Here is a 16,689-nt window from a genome sequence, read left to right as displayed (position 1 = left end):
GCCTGCCTAACTAGAAAGCGGTCTACCGCGCGACAAAGATGAAACTGTTGCGAGAGGAGTCCTGCGATGAGCACTGTGGACAGCTTCGGTTCAAAAGGCAAACTTAATGTAGCCGGAACCGAATACGAAATTTTCCGGTTGAACTCCGTTGAAGGTGCAGAAAACCTTCCGTTCAGCCTCAAGGTATTGCTTGAAAACCTGTTGAGGACCGAGGACGGCGCGAACATCACTGCCGATCACGTGCGTGCCTTGGCTGGCTGGGATCCTAATGCCCAGCCCGATACAGAAATCCAGTTCACGCCTGCCCGCGTGATCATGCAGGACTTCACCGGCGTCCCCTGCGTGGTGGACCTGGCGACAATGCGTGAAGCGGTCAAGGAACTCGGCGGCGACCCCAAGCGGGTCAACCCCCTCGCTCCTGCGGAAATGGTCATTGACCACTCCGTGCAGATCGACGATTTCGGCAACTCCGGCGCACTGGAGCGCAACATGGAGATCGAATACCAGCGCAACGGCGAGCGTTACCAGTTCCTGCGCTGGGGCCAGACCGCTTTCGACGACTTCAAGGTTGTTCCCCCGGGAACCGGCATTGTGCACCAGGTCAACATCGAATACTTGGCACGCACGGTCATGACCCGCGAAATCGACGGCGTCCTCCGCGCCTACCCGGACACCTGCGTCGGCACCGACTCGCACACCACCATGGTCAACGGCCTGGGTGTCCTGGGCTGGGGCGTTGGCGGCATCGAAGCCGAAGCGGCCATGCTGGGACAGCCTGTCTCGATGCTCATCCCGCGTGTTGTGGGCTTCAAGCTCACCGGGTCCATTCCGGCCGGCGCCACCGCCACGGACGTGGTGCTGACCATCACCGAGCAGCTGCGCAAGCACGGTGTTGTGGGCAAGTTCGTGGAATTCTACGGCGAAGGTGTTGCGGCAGTGCCGCTGGCCAACCGCGCCACCATCGGCAACATGAGCCCGGAATTCGGCTCCACCGCCGCAATGTTCCCCATCGATGACGTCACATTGGACTACCTGCGCCTGACCGGCCGCTCGGACGAAAACGTGGCCCTCGTGGAGTCCTACGCGAAGGAGCAGGGCCTCTGGCACGACGCTTCCCGCGAGATCAAGTTCTCCGAGTACCTCGAGCTGGACCTGTCCACGGTTGTTCCCTCCATCTCCGGCCCCAAGCGTCCCCAGGACCGCATTGAGCTGACGGATGCCAAGGAACAGTTCCGCAAGGACATCCACAGCTACGTCGCCATCGAAGACGGCAGCGTGGACGAGTCCCTGGACGAGTCCTTCCCCGCATCGGACGCCCCGTCCTTCACGCACGCCGACTCGCACACCACCGAGACCAGCCGTGTTGTGTCCGCAGCGAACGGCGCCCACGGGCGTCCGTCCAACCCGGTGCACATCAAGACAGAAGACGGCCGCGAGTTCGAGCTGGACCACGGAGCGGTATCAATCGCCTCCATCACGTCCTGCACCAACACGTCCAACCCCTCGGTGATGCTGGCCGCAGCCCTGCTGGCCCGCAACGCCGTCGACAAGGGCCTGACCTCGAAGCCGTGGGTCAAGACGTCCGTGGCCCCCGGGTCCAAGGTTGTCACCGACTACTACAACAAGTCGGGCCTGACCCCGTACCTGGAGAAGCTCGGCTTCTACATCGTGGGCTACGGCTGCGCCACTTGCATCGGCAACTCCGGCCCGCTGGACGCCGAAATCTCCGAGGCCATCCAGGCCAACGACCTTTCCGTCACCGCGGTCCTGTCCGGTAACCGCAACTTCGAAGGCCGGATCAACCCGGACGTAAAGATGAACTACCTGGCCTCCCCGCCGCTGGTCATCGCGTACGCCCTGGCCGGTTCCATGGACTTCGACTTCGACACCGATTCCCTGGGCAAGGACGAAGCCGGCAACGACGTCTTCCTGAAGGACATCTGGCCCAACCCGGTTGAGGTCCAGCAGGTCATCGATTCCTCGATCGACAAGGACATGTTCGCCCGCGGCTACGAAGGCGTCTTTGACGGCGACGCACGCTGGAAGGCGCTCGACACGCCGGCCGGCGACACCTTCGCCTGGGACCCGAACTCCACCTACGTCCGGAAGCCCCCGTACTTCGATGGCATCAAGGCGCAGCCGGAACCCGTCCAAAACATCTCCGGCGCCCGCGTGCTGCTGAAGCTGGGCGATTCGGTCACTACCGACCACATCTCCCCGGCCGGTTCCTTCAAGTCGGACACCCCCGCGGGCCAGTACCTGCTGGCCAACGGTGTGGAGCGCAAGGACTTCAACTCCTACGGCTCACGCCGTGGCAACCACGAAGTCATGATCCGCGGTACGTTCGCGAACATCCGCATCAAGAACCAGATCCTGGACGGCGTCGAAGGTGGCTTCACTCGCGACTTCACTCAGGCTGACGGCCCGCAGGCATACGTCTACGACGCCGCGCAGAACTACCAGGCAGCCGGCACCCCGCTGGTGGTCCTGGCGGGCAAGGAATACGGTTCCGGATCCTCGCGTGACTGGGCAGCGAAGGGCACCGCCCTCCTGGGCGTCAAGGCCGTCGTCGCCGAGAGCTACGAGCGCATCCACCGCTCCAACCTGATCGGCATGGGCGTCCTGCCCCTGCAGTTCCCGGCTGGAGAATCCGCAGCCACCCTGGGCCTGACCGGCACGGAAACCTTTGCGGTTGAGGGTGTCACCGCCCTGAACGAAGGCACCACGCCCAAGACCCTCAAGGTCACCGCCACAGCAGAAGACGGCTCCGCCAAGTCCTTCGATGCAGTACTCCGCATCGATACCCCGGGCGAAGCCGACTACTACCGCAACGGCGGCATCCTGCAGTACGTCCTGCGCCAGATCTCCGCCAACTAGCCGGAATCTGAACCCACGCAGCACTCCTTCGAAGCCCCGGCCGGTCACCGACCAGCCGGGGCTTCGGCTTTGCATTTCCGCGAGGCGTTAGAGTTAACAGGCACGTCTACCACCCGAAGGAGGGGTCATTGGGAATCTTGGACACCATCCGGAATCCGCAGGACCTGAACCAGCTTTCTCAAGGGCAGCTCGAAGAGCTGGCCGCTGAGGTCAGGAGTTTCCTGATCACCAACGTCTCCCAGACAGGTGGACACCTCGGACCCAACCTCGGCGTTGTGGAACTGACCCTTGCCGTGCACCGCATCTTCGATTCGCCCCGCGACAGCATCGTGTTCGACACGGGCCACCAGTCCTACGTGCACAAGCTCCTCACCGGCCGCCAGGACTTCAGTACCCTGCGCCAGCAGGGCGGCATGTCCGGCTACCCGTCCCGCGCCGAGTCCGAGCATGACATTGTGGAAAGCTCCCACGCTTCCTCCTCCCTCTCCTGGGCGGACGGCATATCCCGGGCACGGCAGTTGACCGGGGAAGGCGACCGCTACACCGTCGCGGTTGTCGGTGACGGCGCCCTGACCGGCGGCATGTCCTGGGAAGCCATCAACAACATTGCGGCGGACAAGCGCCGCCGCGTGGTGATCGTGGTCAACGACAACGGCCGCTCCTATGCCCCCACGGTGGGCGGCTTCGCGGACTACCTTGCCTCACTGCGCCCCACCATCGACTCGTTCCGCGCCGCCCCTGCCTATGAGGGCACGCTGGACTGGTGGAAAAAGAAGCTCCAGAACGGCGGCCCCATAGGCCAGTTCACCTACAAGAGCCTGCATGCCATGAAAAAAGGCATCAAGGACTGGTGGGCGCCGCAGGGTATGTTCGAAGACCTCGGCATGAAGTACATCGGCCCGGTTGACGGCCACAACCTGCAGGCCATGGAGCACGCACTGTCCACGGCCAGGAACTACGCCGGCCCGGTGATTGTCCACGCCATGACCGAAAAAGGCCACGGTTACGCCCCGGCCCGGGCCCATGAAGCGGACCAGTTCCACGCCGTCGGCATTATCGATCCGGAAACGGGCGAACCGACGGGAGTCTCCGGGGCACAGTCCTGGACATCTGTTTTCGCCGACGAGATCGCGAAGATCGCCGATGAACGCCCCGACATTGTGGGCATCACCGGGGCCATGCTCATTCCCGTGGGCCTGCACAAGTTTGCGGCCAAGCATCCGGACCGGGTGATCGACGTCGGCATCGCCGAGCAGCATGCACTGACGTCCGCCGCCGGCATGGCTTTCGGCGGGCTCCACCCCGTGGTGGCCGTATATGCCACCTTCCTGAACCGCGCCTTTGACCAGCTCCTGATGGACGTGGCACTGCACAAAGCCGGCGTCACCATCGTCCTGGACCGCGCCGGCGTCACCGGGCCGGACGGGGCCAGCCATCACGGCATGTGGGACATGGCAATGGTCCAGATCGTGCCCGGACTCCACCTCGCCGCGCCGCGCGACGCCTCCCGGCTGCGGGAAGAACTGCGCGAGGCCGTGGCCATCAACGACGCCCCCACCGTGGTGCGCTTCTCCAAGGGCACCGTGGGCGCCGAAGTGGAGGCCATCGAGCGGCTGGGCGACGGTGTTGACGTCCTGGCCCGCCGGCCGGCCGGGTCCACCGAAAACGATGTCCTGATCGTCAGCGTCGGAGCTATGTCCGAACTGGCCCTCGACGTCTCCAACCGCCTTGGCGCGCAAGGCATCAGCACCACCGTGGTGGACCCGCGCTGGGTGCTGCCCGTACGGCGCTCCATCATTGCGCTGGCCTCCCACCACCGGCTGGTCATCTGCATCGAGGACGGCGTCAGGGCAGGCGGCGTCGGATCGCGGATCCGCCAGGAAATGCGCGCAGCCGGCGTTGACACCGCGCTGAACGAGGTCGGGCTCCCCGCGGAGTTCCTGGACCACGGTACGCGCAGCCAGGTGCTGGAGCGCGTCGGGCTGACGGCCCAGCAGATCACGCATGACGTCGTCGCCCAGGTTTTGGGCACAAAGGTCCCCTTCGCGCGCCCCCTGCCAGGCCAGGAGCACCCCACCACCGGAAGCCTGCCCATCCTGTGAGGGAAGAAGACGCACTGAAGTATCCGGCCGCCGTCGGGGATTCAAGCCCGGCGAGGCACACCAGCACCACCCGCGTTCCCGCGGGACTGCAGCCAGGCCAGTTGGTGGTGGCCCGGAACCGGAAATGGAACGGAAAGGCCCACTGGGTTGTTCCGGGGCGGTACCTCGGCGAGGACCGGCACGGCTGGTGGATCTTCCAGGGAACCAACGAATTCTGTTCGCGCCCGGGCGCTGCCTTTTACACAGCATCCGACGCCGTGCTGCTGGTGCCGCGGTCCGGAGACTGGGTGGCCACGTTCTACGACGACGCCCACCCCAGCGGGGTCAGGGTCTACGTTGACCTCGCCGTCTCCCACGAATGGACGGACATCCGGCCCGCGGTCACCGAGTTCCATGTGATCGACATGGACCTGGACGTGATCCGCATGGCCGGCCGGGGCGTCTTCATCGATGACCAGGACGAGTTCGCCGAACACCGCATCGCCATGAATTACCCGGACCGGCTGGTGGATGACATCCAGGCTGCCGCGGATGAGCTTTATCAGGCCGTCAAGGCACAGCACGCACCATTCGACGGTACAGACGACGAATGGTTCACGAAGGGACGGTCATGAGCGGAATCATCAGGGTCTACAAACGGGACGACGAGGGAGTACTGCACTTCCGTGAAGGCTGGTTCGACGAGGACTACAGCCAGTTTGTGATGAACTACGGCGTGGTTGGCCACCAGAGCAAAACCGAAGAGACCGATGTGGCTGACGCCGCTGCGGTGGAGGGCCTGATGGATGCCTTTGCCGTGCAGTGCGCAGAGGACGGCTTCGCCGAAATCTCCGACGAGGACCAGTTCTGGGTAGTGGCGCAGTTTGCCCTCAAAACCAAGGAGGGCACCGACCGTGACCGCTACCTTGAGGAAAAGGCGAAAGACGCCCTCATTAGCCACCTGGCCTGGCGGGGCCTGGGAACCGTGGAACGCTCGGAGTTCAGCGACTACAAACTGAACATCGTCTGCCTCTGCCCCGAAGTGAACAAGGCCGTCAGCGCCATCAAGGTCTGCAGCCGTGGGGAAGACCTCGACTTCACCAAGCTCAGCATCGGCGCCGCGCCCTTCAACGAACCGGACAACTTCAAACTCAAGCACTCCCCGAAGCCTGCCAACACCTTCAGCCTCTAGACGGGAAATCCATGCCTGACTACCGACGCCTGGGCAACTCCGGGCTGACCGTCTCCGTGGTGGGGCTCGGCTGCAACAACCTGGGCCGCGCCAGCACGGTGACCGAATCGCAGGCGGGGACTGACGCCGTCGTCCATGCCGCCCTCGACGCCGGCATGACGCTTTTCGACGTCGCTGACAACTACGGGCGCGAGCCCGGACTCAGCGAGACGATGCTGGGCAAGGCGCTGGCCGGCAAGCGGGATGATGCGGTGGTAGCCACCAAGTTCGGCATGGACGTCCGGGGTGCCAATGGCAACGACTTTGGGGCCCGGGGGTCCCGGCGCTACATCGTCCGTGCGGTGGAGGCCTCGCTGCGGCGGCTGGGCACGGACTGGATCGACCTTTACCAGTTCCACACCCCGGACCCCCTGACCCCCATCGAAGAGACGCTGGGCGCCCTGGATGGCCTGGTGAGCAGCGGCAAGGTCCGCTACATCGGACACTCAAACCGCGCCGGCTGGCAGATTGCCGAGGCGGAATTTGTGGCCAGGGCAGCCGGCGGCACGCGTTTCATCTCCACGCAGAACCACTACAACCTTCTGGACCGCCGGGCCGAACTGGAGGTCACCCCTGCCGCAGAAGCCTACGGCCTGGGCGTCCTGCCGTACTTCCCGCTGGCCAACGGCCTGCTGACGGGCAAGTATTCGCCGGGCTCGGCCCCGTCCGGCTCGCGGCTGAGCCATACGCGGACCAACATGGTGCACGACGCCGACTGGGACCAGCTCCATCGTTTCAGTTCCTTCGCGGCAGAGCGCGACCTGACCGAGATTCAGGTGGCCTTCTCCTGGCTCGCTGCCCAGCCTGCCGTCAGCAGCGTGATCGCCGGGGCCACCAGGCCGGAGCAGATCCGCGAAAATGCGGCCGCTGTTGCCTGGGCGCCGTCGCCGGCGGAGCTCGCGGAACTGGATGCGATCTTCCCGAAGGTCCCCCAAGCGGCACTCTTTTAGGAAACCCTGACGATGACCAGGCTGCTGCTGGACGTGGATACCGGGATCGACGATGCCCTGGCGCTGGCTTACCTGGCCTCCTTGCCGGAGGTGGAGTTCGTGGCGGTGACGGCGTCGCCCGGGAACGTGGACGCACACCAGGTGGCGCGAAACACGCTCGCCATGCTGGAGCTGTGCGGACGCACAGGGGTGGAGGTCGCCGTCGGTGCGGAAGTTCCGCTGGCTATCCCGCTGGTGACCACGCCGGAAACCCACGGACCCCAGGGCATTGGCCACGCCGTCCTGCCGCCGCCGTCCGGGACGGTTTCGGCACGGCACGCCGCCGACGTCTGGGTGGAGGCCGCCCGTGCACATCCGGGCGAGCTCACAGCCCTGATCACGGCGCCGCTGACCAATTTCGCCTTGGCCATCCGGCGAGAACCTCGGCTGCCCGAACTGCTGGGGCGGGTGGTGATCATGGGAGGAAGTTTCTACCACCAGGGGAACACCACTCCCACCGCCGAATGGAATACGCACGTTGATCCGCAGGCGGCCAAGGAAGTTTATGCGGCCTACCGCGGCTTGCCGGTGGACCGGCTGCCCATTGTCTGTTCACTGGACACCACTGAGCGGATCGAGCTGCGGCCCGAGCATGTGTTTCGGCTCGCGGAGGCGGCTGGCTGCGGTGAGCGGGAGCTGGTCCTGCCGAAGCAGCCTGAAGGGCTCAGGAGCACGGCCGACAGTCCGCTGGTGCGGCACCTGTCAGATGCCCTGCGCTTCTACTTTGAGTTCCACCGTCTCTACGGCCAGGGCTATTTGGCGCACGTCCACGACTACTTCGCCGCCGGTGTGGCCGCCGGGACGCTCGATTACGCAACCCGCCTGGCCACCGTGGACGTCGAAGTTGAATCGCCTCTGCTGATGGGGACCACCGTGGCCGATTACAGGAACCTGTGGAATCACCCGCCAAATGCCCGGATCGTCTCGGACAACAACCCTGAGCAGGCCTTCGGGGAATTGATACGGTCCGTCGGCGGCCTCGCGGCGCGGCTGCGCTGAACCTTCGCCCTACAGCGGGGCGTCGGCGTGCACGTCTACGTCCAGCGCCAGCAGGGCGTTTTCCACCACCTCGGTCAGCGCCGGATGGATCCAGTACGGGCCCCGCGCGAGCTGGTGGACAGATACGTCAGTGGCCATCGCCTGCACAAGCGGCTGGATCAGGAGCGAGGCCTCGTGGCCCATGATGTGCGCGCCGAGCAGGCGGCCGGTGGACCGCTCGGCCACGAGCTTGACCACACCTTCTTCGTCCTCCATGGCCCAGCCGTACGCGGTGGAGCCGTAGTCCTGGACTGCGGTCACAATGTCCGCCCCCGCTGTCGACTGCTGCCGGGCTTCATCCTCGGTCAGGCCCACGGAGGCCACCTGCGGATTGCTGAATACCGCAAACGGCACCGCGGTGTAGTCTATGGTCCGGAGCCGGTCCGGGTGTTTCAGGTTGTGCGCCACCACCCGGGCCTCCCGGATCGGGCGACGTGCTTGAGCTGGTAGCTGTTGGCGATGTCGCCCAGGGCGTAGACGCCGTCAACGGGTTTGCCGCCGGCGAGGACCCGGAGGTTCGCGTCCACGGACAGGGTGTGGTCCTCATCCAGGTCAAAGCCGGCGGCGTCCACGCCCAGCCGGTCGGTGTTCGGCACCCGCCCGGTGGCCATCAGTACGATGTCCGCCGCGACCCGGAGAGGTTTGCCGTCGTCGTCCGCGAACACCACGGTGACGCTTCCGTCGCCGTTGTCTTCCACTGCCTGGAGCGAGTAGCCAAGCTTGAGCTGCCAACGGCCGGCCGCCGCCGCGGCGAAACGCCCGGCGATTTCGGCGTCGTTCCCGCGAAGCAGCCGCTGCGAACGGTTCACCTGCGTCACGTAGGCCCCGAAACCGTGGAACACGGCAGCGAACTCGGCGGCGATGTACCCGCCGCCAACCACCACTACCCGCTCGGGCGGACCGTCGATGCGCATCACCGTGTCCGAGGTGTGCACCTGCGGCAGGCCGATCCCCGGGACATCGGGGAGCACGGCCCGGGAACCCGCGGCCACCACCACCCGGTCCGCGGTGAGCGCCACCCCGGAATCAGTGGTGAGCGTCCGTGGACCGGTGAACCGGACGTGTTCCTGGTACAGGTGCACATGGGCCAGTTCATCGGCCCGGTACCGCCGGCCGGACTCGGAGCTCGCGTCGATCCGGCCAAAGATCCTGTCTCGCAGTTCAATCCAGCGCACCTTGTCCAGGCTTAGGTCTACACCCAGCCGGGCGGCCTCCCGGGGTGCGGCGGCCAGAGAAGCAGGGTAGACAAACATCTTCGTGGGGATGCAGCCGACGTTCAGGCATGTGCCGCCGAACACGCCGGCGTCGATCATGGCTACCTTCCTGTCGTCCCAGAACGGGGTGATCAGCGAATTGCCGGATCCGGATCCGATGATGGCCAGGTCGTAATGCGGCATTTGTGCCTTTCGGAAGGTCCAGGCGGGCGGGCAGCGGTTTACGAGCCCACTTCACATCGTACGGCTGGCTGCTGCCAGCGGACGGAAGGTAGTGCGGAACCTAGTGGTGGGCTTGCCTCCAAGGACCAGCACGGCTTGCGAATTTCCGGACGGTAGACTGGTCCGCGGACCGGGCCGGCGCAGACGCCCCCGGCTGCCGCCGAGGTGACATAGGCGGCATTCCTTACCGCCCGGGCCATCCGGGCGCCACAGCCTGCATCCTCAGAAGGAACGCCATGTCATCGCCCTCCCTTGCGCTGCCGTCACCGACGCCGGCCACTGTCCGGAACCGCCGCCTGCTGGAAACCCTCGGAGCGCTGGCCATCGCCGGCACCTACGTCTACCTGGTCCTGAACCAGCCCGCGGACATCACCGGCGGTCCCGGCAGCGCCTCGGCCCTGATCACCCTGTCCGGTTTCCTCGTGGGCGCGGTGCTGCTGATCATCGGCGTGCTGCCCACGCTGCCCGTGTCCACGCTGGTGCTGATTCCGGTGGCACTGGTACTGAACATTGTCCTGGGCCAGTTCGTGGGCAGCACCCTGGTGCCGTTCTACCTCGACGCCATCGGCACCGTCCTGATCGCCGTCCTGGCCGGACCCGCCGCCGGAGCAGCCACGGGCGCCCTCAGCAGCATCGTCTGGTCCTTCTTCAACCCCACCGTCCTGCCGTTCGCCGCCGGTGCCGCCCTGATCGGCTTCCTGGCCGGCGTCGCCGCACGCCACGGCCTGTTCCGGCGCTTCTACCTGGCGCCGGTGGCGGGCTTCCTGGCCGGCATCATCGGCGGTGTGGTCTCCGCTCCCGTTGCCGCGTTCGTCTTCGGCGGCACCTCCGGCCTGGCCACCGGTGCCATCGTCAGCGCCTTCCGCTCCATGGGTGACACCCTCCTGGCGGCCATCACCAAGCAGGCCCTGATCTCGGACCCCATGGACAAGGCCATCGTCTTCACCTTGGTGGCCGTCCTGGTGTACGCCCTGCCGCGCCGCACCCGCCTGCAGTTCCCGTTTGTCCGGCGGTACCGCGTGCTTGCGGGAACATCCATCAGCCAGCCCACCGGCGAATCCACCGGCCGGGACGCCTGACGCAGCCCTGATGCGCCTTCACCCCCTGACGTCGCTGGCGGCTGCCGGCAGCACGGCAGTCATCACGACGGCGGCTGGCAGCTGGCCGCTGTCCGTCGCCGTGATCGCCGCGGCCGCGGGCCTGTCGGTGGCCGGAGGAGTGGCGCGCCGGATGCTGCCGGTGGTGGCGGTCATCCTGGTTCCGCTGGTCCTGTCGCTGCTGGCCCTGCATGGACTGTTCTTTCCTGAGGGCATCACGGTTCTGGTGCAATGGGGCCCGGCGCGCGTCACCGCGGAAGGCCTCCATTTTGCGTTCGAGCGGGCTGCGCAGCTTTCTGCCGCAGTGCTGGTGCTGCTGCTGTGGTCCTTCACCGTCAGCGTCCCGGACCTGGTTGCTGCCCTGTCCACCCGCGGCGTCCACGCGCGGTTCGCGTTTGTGCTCGCGTCTACCCTGACGCTGTTGCCGGCCATCAGCTCACGGCTGGGACGGATCCGGCAGGCTCAGGAGGCGCGCGGCCTGGTGATCCGGCCTGGAATTGTCGGGCGCGCAGGCGCGTTCCGGTGGCAGGCGGTTCCCCTGGTGCTGGCTCTCGTGGAGGAAGCAGGCACCCGCGCGGCAGCCTTGCAGGCCCGCGGCTTCGGCAGCTCCGGGCCGAACACGAGTTACCGCGAGGTACAGAATTCTCGCGTCCAGCGGTGCGTGCGCGTGGTTCTGCTGCTCGCGGCGGTGGCGGCCATCGCCGCGCGCCTATGGCAGCCGACGGCGGGTGCTTACTAATGGCGCAAAGCTCACCTCCGGCTCTGGCTGCGGGTATCGAAAAATTTGTCTTCCCCGGTGAGCAGGAACCGGTTCTGGCTGGCCTTGAGGTGTCCTTCGCCGCGGGATCGCTGACAGCGGTGCTCGGCGGGTCCGGCAGCGGCAAGTCAACACTGGGGCGGCTGCTCGCCGGCTGGTTGCTGCCCGGCGACGGCGGGACATTTACGGGTTTTCTCGAGCTTGCCGGCACGCGCCTTCGGTTCACCGGGACAGCTGCCGATCCGCGGATCGATCCCGGGGGCTGGGGCCGCCAGGTGGGCTTTGTGCCGCAGGATCCCGCCGCCGCCTTGTCCACGGTCCGTGCCACGGTGGCCGAGGAGCTGGCTTTCGGGCTGGAAAACGCGGGGGTGGACCGTGCGAGTATGGCCGGCGCCGTCCGGCACACGGCAGCCCTGACCGGCCTGACCCGGCTGCTGGACCGGGACCCTGCCACGCTTTCCGGCGGTCAGCTGCGCCGCCTGGCCATCGGCTGCGCGGTCATTTCCCGCCCCGCGGTTCTCATCATGGACGAACCCTTCGCCTCCCTCGACACAGACGGAGCCAAAGACCTCGCTGCCCTGGTGCGGAACCTCGTACAGGACGGCACCGCCGTCGTGATCCTGAGCCAGCGGGCCGATGCCGTCCTGCACAACGCCGATACCTGGCAGGTTCTTGCCGGCGGCACCGTGGCCGCTGCCGGCACGCCGGCAGAAATCGTGGCTGCCGGGGCGCTGGAACTGGCGGGCGTGGTTTGCCCCCGTACGCATACAGGTCTCCGGCCGCTCGCAGAAGCAGGCTATCAATCCGCCGTCGACGGTCCGCCGGCTTTGGAACTGCGCGACCTCTCGTTCACGTACCGGGGGACACAGCGCAGAGGCTGGTTCAGGGCGCAACCGGGCCCACCGGCTGACCCGGTCCTGCACGGACTCAGCCTGACCGTCCGCGCGGGCGAGATCCTGGCGGTGACAGGTCCCAACGGCGCCGGAAAGTCGACGCTGCTGAGGCACCTCAATGGTTTGCTCCAACCAACAGCAGGCAGCGTGCTGGTGAAGGGTCGGAACATCGGCGGACAGCCCGCGGGACGGGTGTCCGGTGACGTGGGGCTACTTTTCCAGCAGCCCAGGGACCAGCTGTTTGAGCGGACCGTGGAACGGGAAATCCGCTTCGGACTCGAGCGCAGGCAGCCAGCGGCTGACCAGGCAGTGCAGCAAGCCCTCGCCGCCGTTGGCCTGGAGCACCTTGCCGGACGGCACCCAGCCGAACTGCCCGCGTCCCAGCAGCGGCTTCTGGCACTGGCCACAGTGCTGGCCCGGCGTCCCTCAGTCCTTGCACTGGACGAACCGACCGTTTCCCTGGACGGCCATGGGCTGGCCGCGCTGGACCGGGTAGTGCGCAGCACGACGGCGGAGGGCGCCGCCGTCGTGCTGGTCACCCACGACCTGGACTACGCCCGGTCCATCGCGCACCGGCTGGTGGGAATCGACGCCGGCCGCTTGCGGCGGATTTGAGCGGCCAGTGGCCTCACCTTCGAGTTTTTGGTCAGATAACGCGGTTTTAAGGACCTTCAGGGACGATATCTGACCAAAACTCTTCAGGCGGGGGCTTCAGGCGTGGACGGGCGACGCCGACGCGGACGCGACGCCGGGCGCTAGGAAGCGCTTGCCGTTGACCCGTTCGGAGGCGCCAACACGGTCCAGGTACGGCGTGATGCCGCCCAGGAACATCGGCCAGCCAGCGCCGAGGATCATGCAGAGGTCGATGTCTTCAGGACCGGCCACTACGCCCTCATCCAGCATCAGCCCGATCTCCTCGGCGAGGGCGTCCTGCACGCGGCGCAGCACGTCGTCCCGGGCGGACGGTGACGTGCCGAAGGACATCAGCGACAGGGTGGACTCCGGGATCTCCTGGGAGCCGTCGGCCGCCGGGGCCCACAGTGATTTCACGCCGTTCTCGATCAGTTTCTGCAGGTTCGTGGACACGGCGAAGCGGTCTCCGAAAGCGGCGTGCAGGGACTCCTGGACATGCTGGGCAACCGGCAGGCCCACCATGGCACCCAGCGTGAACGGTGTCATCGGCAGGCCCATGGGACGCAGCGAAGTGTCGGCCACCTCGGCAGGGGTGCCTTCGTCGAAGGCGGCCGTCACTTCACCCATCAGCCGCAACAGGATCCTGTTGACTACAAAGGCCGGCGCATCCTTGACCAGGACCGCGGTCTTCTTGAGGCCCTTGGCGAGCTCAAAAGCGGTGGCCAGCACCGCGTCGTCGGTCTTGGGTGCGCGCACGATTTCGAGCAGCGGCATCACGGCCACCGGGTTGAAGAAGTGGAAGCCCACCAGCCGTTCCGGGTGCGCGAGGTCTTCGGCCATGGCCGTGACGGACAACGAGGACGTGTTGGTGGCGAGGATGCAGTCCGGCGAGACGATTTCTTCCACCTCGGCGAAGACCTGCTTCTTGACGTTCAGCTCTTCGAAGACGGCCTCGATGACAAAGTCGGCGTCCGCGAAGGCCTCCTTGGAGACCGATCCCGTGACCAGCGCCTTGGTGCGGTTGGCTGCGTCCTGGCTGATGCGTTTCTTGCCGAGGAGCTTGTCCACCTCGGCGTGGACGTAGCCGACGCCCTTGTCCACACGGGCCTGGTCGATGTCCGTCATCACCACGGGGACCTTGAGCTGGCGGGCGAACACAAGGGCCAGCTGGCTGGCCATCAGGCCCGCCCCCACGACGCCGATCTTGGTGACCGGACGGGCGAGCTTACGGTCCGGTGCGCCGGCAGGCCGCTTGGAACGCTTCTGGACCAGGTCCAGGAACGCGTAGACGGTGGCGCGGAACTCGTCCGTCTGCATCAGACCGGCGAGGGTTTCGCACTCGAGGGCGGCGGATTCGGCCTGGGACATGGTCCGGTTGGCTTCGAGGATGTCCAGGACCTTGGCCGGCGCAGGGGAGGCGTTGGAGGTCTTGGCCTCCACAAACGCCCGGCCGGCGGCGACCGCTGCGGACCAGCGCCCGGCAACGGCTGGATCAGCAGGGTCCACGGCGCTGGCCCGTGCCGGGACCAACTCGCCGGTGATGACCGTGGCCGCCCAGGCGAGGGACTGTTCCAGGAAGTCTGCCGGTTCGAACAGGGCGTCGGCGATGCCCAGCTGGAAGGCCTGCGGCCCGTTGAGGGTACGGTTGTTGCTGAGCGGGTTCTCGATCATCACCTTGACCGCGTTCTCGGGTCCGATCAGGCGCGGCAGGATGTAGACACCGCCCCAGCCGGGGACCAGGCCGATAAAGGCCTCGGGAAGCGCCAACGCGCCGGCGCCGGTAGACACCGTGCGGTAGGTGGACTGCAGGGCGATCTCCAGGCCGCCGCCCAGGGCAACGCCGTTGATGAAGGCGAAGCTGGGGACGCCGAGGTTGGCCAGCGTGGCATAAACGTTGTGCCCGAGCTGTGCCATCCACAGGCCATGATCGCGGTTCTCGAGCGACTTCACCGCGGACAGGTCAGCGCCGGCCACGAGGAAGTACGGTTTGCCTGTCACGCCCACACCCACGATCTCGCCGCGGGCCGCACGTTCCTTCAGGCCCTCCAGGACCGTGCCTAGTTCCACCAGCGTATTGGGCCCCAGGGTAGTGGGCTTGGAGTGGTCCAGGCCGTTATCCAGGGTGATCAGCGCAAAAACTCCGGGGCTCTGCTGGCCGGGGGCGGCAGGCAGCTTGATGTCCTGGACGTACGAGTGGGTCACGGTTTCGTCGGGGAAGAGCTCGGCAAGCTTGGTGAAATCGGCGGCGCTCATGCGGCGGCTCCTTCGGTGGTGGCTACTGAGTTTGCTTCGTGGACGACTGCTGCGACTGTGCCGCTGTAATCGGTGTATTTCGAGTGACGCGGGTTTTCCCAGATGACGGTGGCGCCCATGCCCAAGCCTATGCACATGGTGGTGATCCCGTACCGGACCGAGGGATCTTCTTCGAACTGCCGCGCGAGCTGGTTCATCAGCCTGACCCCGGAGGACGCGAGGGGGTGGCCCACCGCGATGGCGCCGCCGTACCGGTTCACGCGGGGGTCGTCGTCGGAAATGCCAAAGTGGTCCAGGAAGCTGAGGACCTGCACGGCAAATGCTTCATTGATCTCGAAAAGTCCGATGTCCTCAATGCTGAGTCCGGCGTTCTTCAGGGCCTTTTCGGTGGCGGGCACGGGGCCGATGCCCATGACCTCCGGTTCGACGCCCGCGTAGGCGTAGCTGACCAGCCGCATTTTGACCGGCAGGCCCAGTTCCGCCGCAGCTTCCGAGGAGGCCAGGACGGCGGCAGTGGCGCCGTCGTTCAGGCCGGCGGCGTTGCCTGCCGTAACCCGGCCGTGGGCGCGGAAGGGAGTCCGCAGGGCCGCCAGGTCTTCGAGGGTGGTTCCTGGGCGGGGCGGCTCATCAACGCTGTTCATCGTCCAGCCCTGTCCCGGCTTGAGGGTAGCGACCGGAACGAGGTCAGGCTGGATCTGGCCCTTGGCGTAGGCGGCCTCGAGTTTGTCCTGCGAGGCAACCGCGTACGCGTCTGTGCGTTCCTTGGTGATGGCGGGAAAACGATCATGCAGGTTTTCGGCTGTATTGCCCATGTTCAGGGCAGCAGGGTCAACCAAGCGCTCGGACATAAAGCGCGGGTTCGGGTCGGCGCCGGAGCCCATTGGGTGGTTGCCCATGTGCTCCACGCCTCCGGCGATGACGACGTCGTAGGCGCCGAAGCCGATGCCGCTGGCCGTTGTGGTGACGGCGGTCATGGCGCCGGCGCACATGCGGTCGATGGCGAATCCGGGGACGGTGCGGGGGAGCCCTGCCAGGAGGGCGGCTGTGCGGCCGAGGGTCAGGCCCTGGTCGCCGGTCTGGGTGGTGGCGGCGACGGCGACTTCGTCGATTCGGGCCGCGGGCAGGGTGGGGTTGCGGCGCAGAAGTTCGCGGATGCACTTCACCATCAGGTCATCGGCGCGGGTTCCGGCGTAGATGCCTTTCTCGCCGGCCCGGCCGAAGGGCGTGCGGACGCCGTCAACAAAGACGACGTCGCGGACAGTTCGCGGGGATCCGCTGCTTCCGTGGTGGCTCACGTTTACTCCTCATCGAGACGTTGGCGCCGTCCGGAGGCCAAAGGGCAGCACTCGGCGGGACGGCAGTGCACACTATGTTACTCGTCAGTAACATAGTGCGCAAGGCTCG

The 16,689-nt window shown here is 66.4% G+C and carries 11 protein-coding genes and 2 pseudogenes; 10 read left to right on the top strand and 3 right to left on the bottom strand.

Annotated features, from left to right (window positions below):
- Positions 1-66: 66 nt before the first annotated feature.
- The 6 genes from acnA to NG701_RS17355 all read left to right on the top strand — a co-directional run bounded on the left by acnA (position 67) and on the right by NG701_RS17355 (position 8,177).
- Positions 67-2,877 carry an aconitate hydratase AcnA gene (acnA, locus tag NG701_RS17380; protein ID WP_252569170.1) on the top strand — a complete coding sequence of 937 codons (2,811 nt, stop codon included), beginning with the start codon at positions 67-69 and terminating at the stop codon, positions 2,875-2,877.
- Between the two features lie 128 nt (positions 2,878-3,005).
- Positions 3,006-4,979: a 1-deoxy-D-xylulose-5-phosphate synthase gene (gene dxs / locus NG701_RS17375; RefSeq protein WP_252569167.1), complete on the top strand. Its 1,974-nt coding sequence runs from the start codon at positions 3,006-3,008 to the stop codon at positions 4,977-4,979.
- Complete coding sequence (locus NG701_RS17370) at positions 4,976-5,593, top strand: DUF402 domain-containing protein (protein WP_252569165.1); 618 nt, start codon at positions 4,976-4,978, stop codon at positions 5,591-5,593. The genes dxs and NG701_RS17370 overlap by 4 nt, the downstream gene beginning before the upstream one ends.
- Positions 5,590-6,150: a hypothetical protein gene (locus NG701_RS17365; protein ID WP_252569162.1), complete on the top strand. Its 561-nt coding sequence runs from the start codon at positions 5,590-5,592 to the stop codon at positions 6,148-6,150. Before NG701_RS17370 ends, NG701_RS17365 begins: the two co-directional genes overlap by 4 nt.
- Positions 6,151-6,161: 11 nt before the next feature.
- A complete protein-coding gene (locus NG701_RS17360) occupies positions 6,162-7,139 on the top strand; it encodes an aldo/keto reductase (RefSeq protein WP_252569159.1) in 978 nt (325 codons plus the stop codon).
- A gap of 12 nt (positions 7,140-7,151) precedes the next feature.
- Positions 7,152-8,177 carry a nucleoside hydrolase gene (locus NG701_RS17355; protein WP_252569157.1) on the top strand — a complete coding sequence of 342 codons (1,026 nt, stop codon included), beginning with the start codon at positions 7,152-7,154 and terminating at the stop codon, positions 8,175-8,177.
- Between the two features lie 9 nt (positions 8,178-8,186).
- On the opposite strand, the pseudogene NG701_RS17350 reads toward NG701_RS17355, so the two are convergent.
- A pseudogene (locus tag NG701_RS17350) lies at positions 8,187-9,613 on the bottom strand (mycothione reductase).
- 275 nt (positions 9,614-9,888) lie between these two features.
- On the opposite strand from NG701_RS17350, the gene NG701_RS17345 reads away from it, so the two are divergent.
- The 4 genes and pseudogenes from NG701_RS17345 to NG701_RS21470 all read left to right on the top strand — a co-directional run bounded on the left by NG701_RS17345 (position 9,889) and on the right by NG701_RS21470 (position 13,014).
- Positions 9,889-10,731, top strand: a complete 843-nt coding sequence (locus NG701_RS17345; protein ID WP_252569155.1) for an ECF transporter S component — start codon at positions 9,889-9,891, stop codon at positions 10,729-10,731.
- A 10-nt stretch (positions 10,732-10,741) separates the two neighbouring features.
- A complete protein-coding gene (locus NG701_RS17340) occupies positions 10,742-11,488 on the top strand; it encodes an energy-coupling factor transporter transmembrane component T (RefSeq protein WP_252569153.1) in 747 nt (248 codons plus the stop codon).
- Positions 11,461-12,036: pseudogene (locus NG701_RS21475) on the top strand (ABC transporter ATP-binding protein); the annotation flags it as partial. The gene NG701_RS17340 and the pseudogene NG701_RS21475, both read left to right, overlap by 28 nt.
- Positions 12,037-12,333: 297 nt before the next feature.
- A complete protein-coding gene (locus NG701_RS21470; RefSeq protein ID WP_374208710.1) occupies positions 12,334-13,014 on the top strand; it encodes an energy-coupling factor ABC transporter ATP-binding protein in 681 nt (226 codons plus the stop codon).
- Between the two features lie 96 nt (positions 13,015-13,110).
- Here NG701_RS21470 and NG701_RS17330 read toward each other — a convergent pair whose 3' ends face one another.
- Together NG701_RS17330 and NG701_RS17325 are read right to left on the bottom strand one after the other, a co-directional pair.
- Positions 13,111-15,285 carry a 3-hydroxyacyl-CoA dehydrogenase NAD-binding domain-containing protein gene (locus tag NG701_RS17330; RefSeq protein WP_252569151.1) on the bottom strand — a complete coding sequence of 725 codons (2,175 nt, stop codon included), beginning with the start codon at positions 15,283-15,285 and terminating at the stop codon, positions 13,111-13,113.
- A complete protein-coding gene (locus NG701_RS17325; protein WP_252569150.1) occupies positions 15,282-16,580 on the bottom strand; it encodes a thiolase family protein in 1,299 nt (432 codons plus the stop codon). The genes NG701_RS17330 and NG701_RS17325 overlap by 4 nt, the downstream gene beginning before the upstream one ends.
- Between the last annotated feature and the right edge of the window lie 109 nt (positions 16,581-16,689).

It is taken from the genome of Pseudarthrobacter cellobiosi (assembly GCF_023913815.1).
Lineage (GTDB): Bacteria > Actinomycetota > Actinomycetes > Actinomycetales > Micrococcaceae > Arthrobacter > Arthrobacter cellobiosi.
The sequence above is the reverse complement of the archived record's forward strand: the minus strand, read 5'-3'. Positions and strand labels throughout refer to the sequence as shown.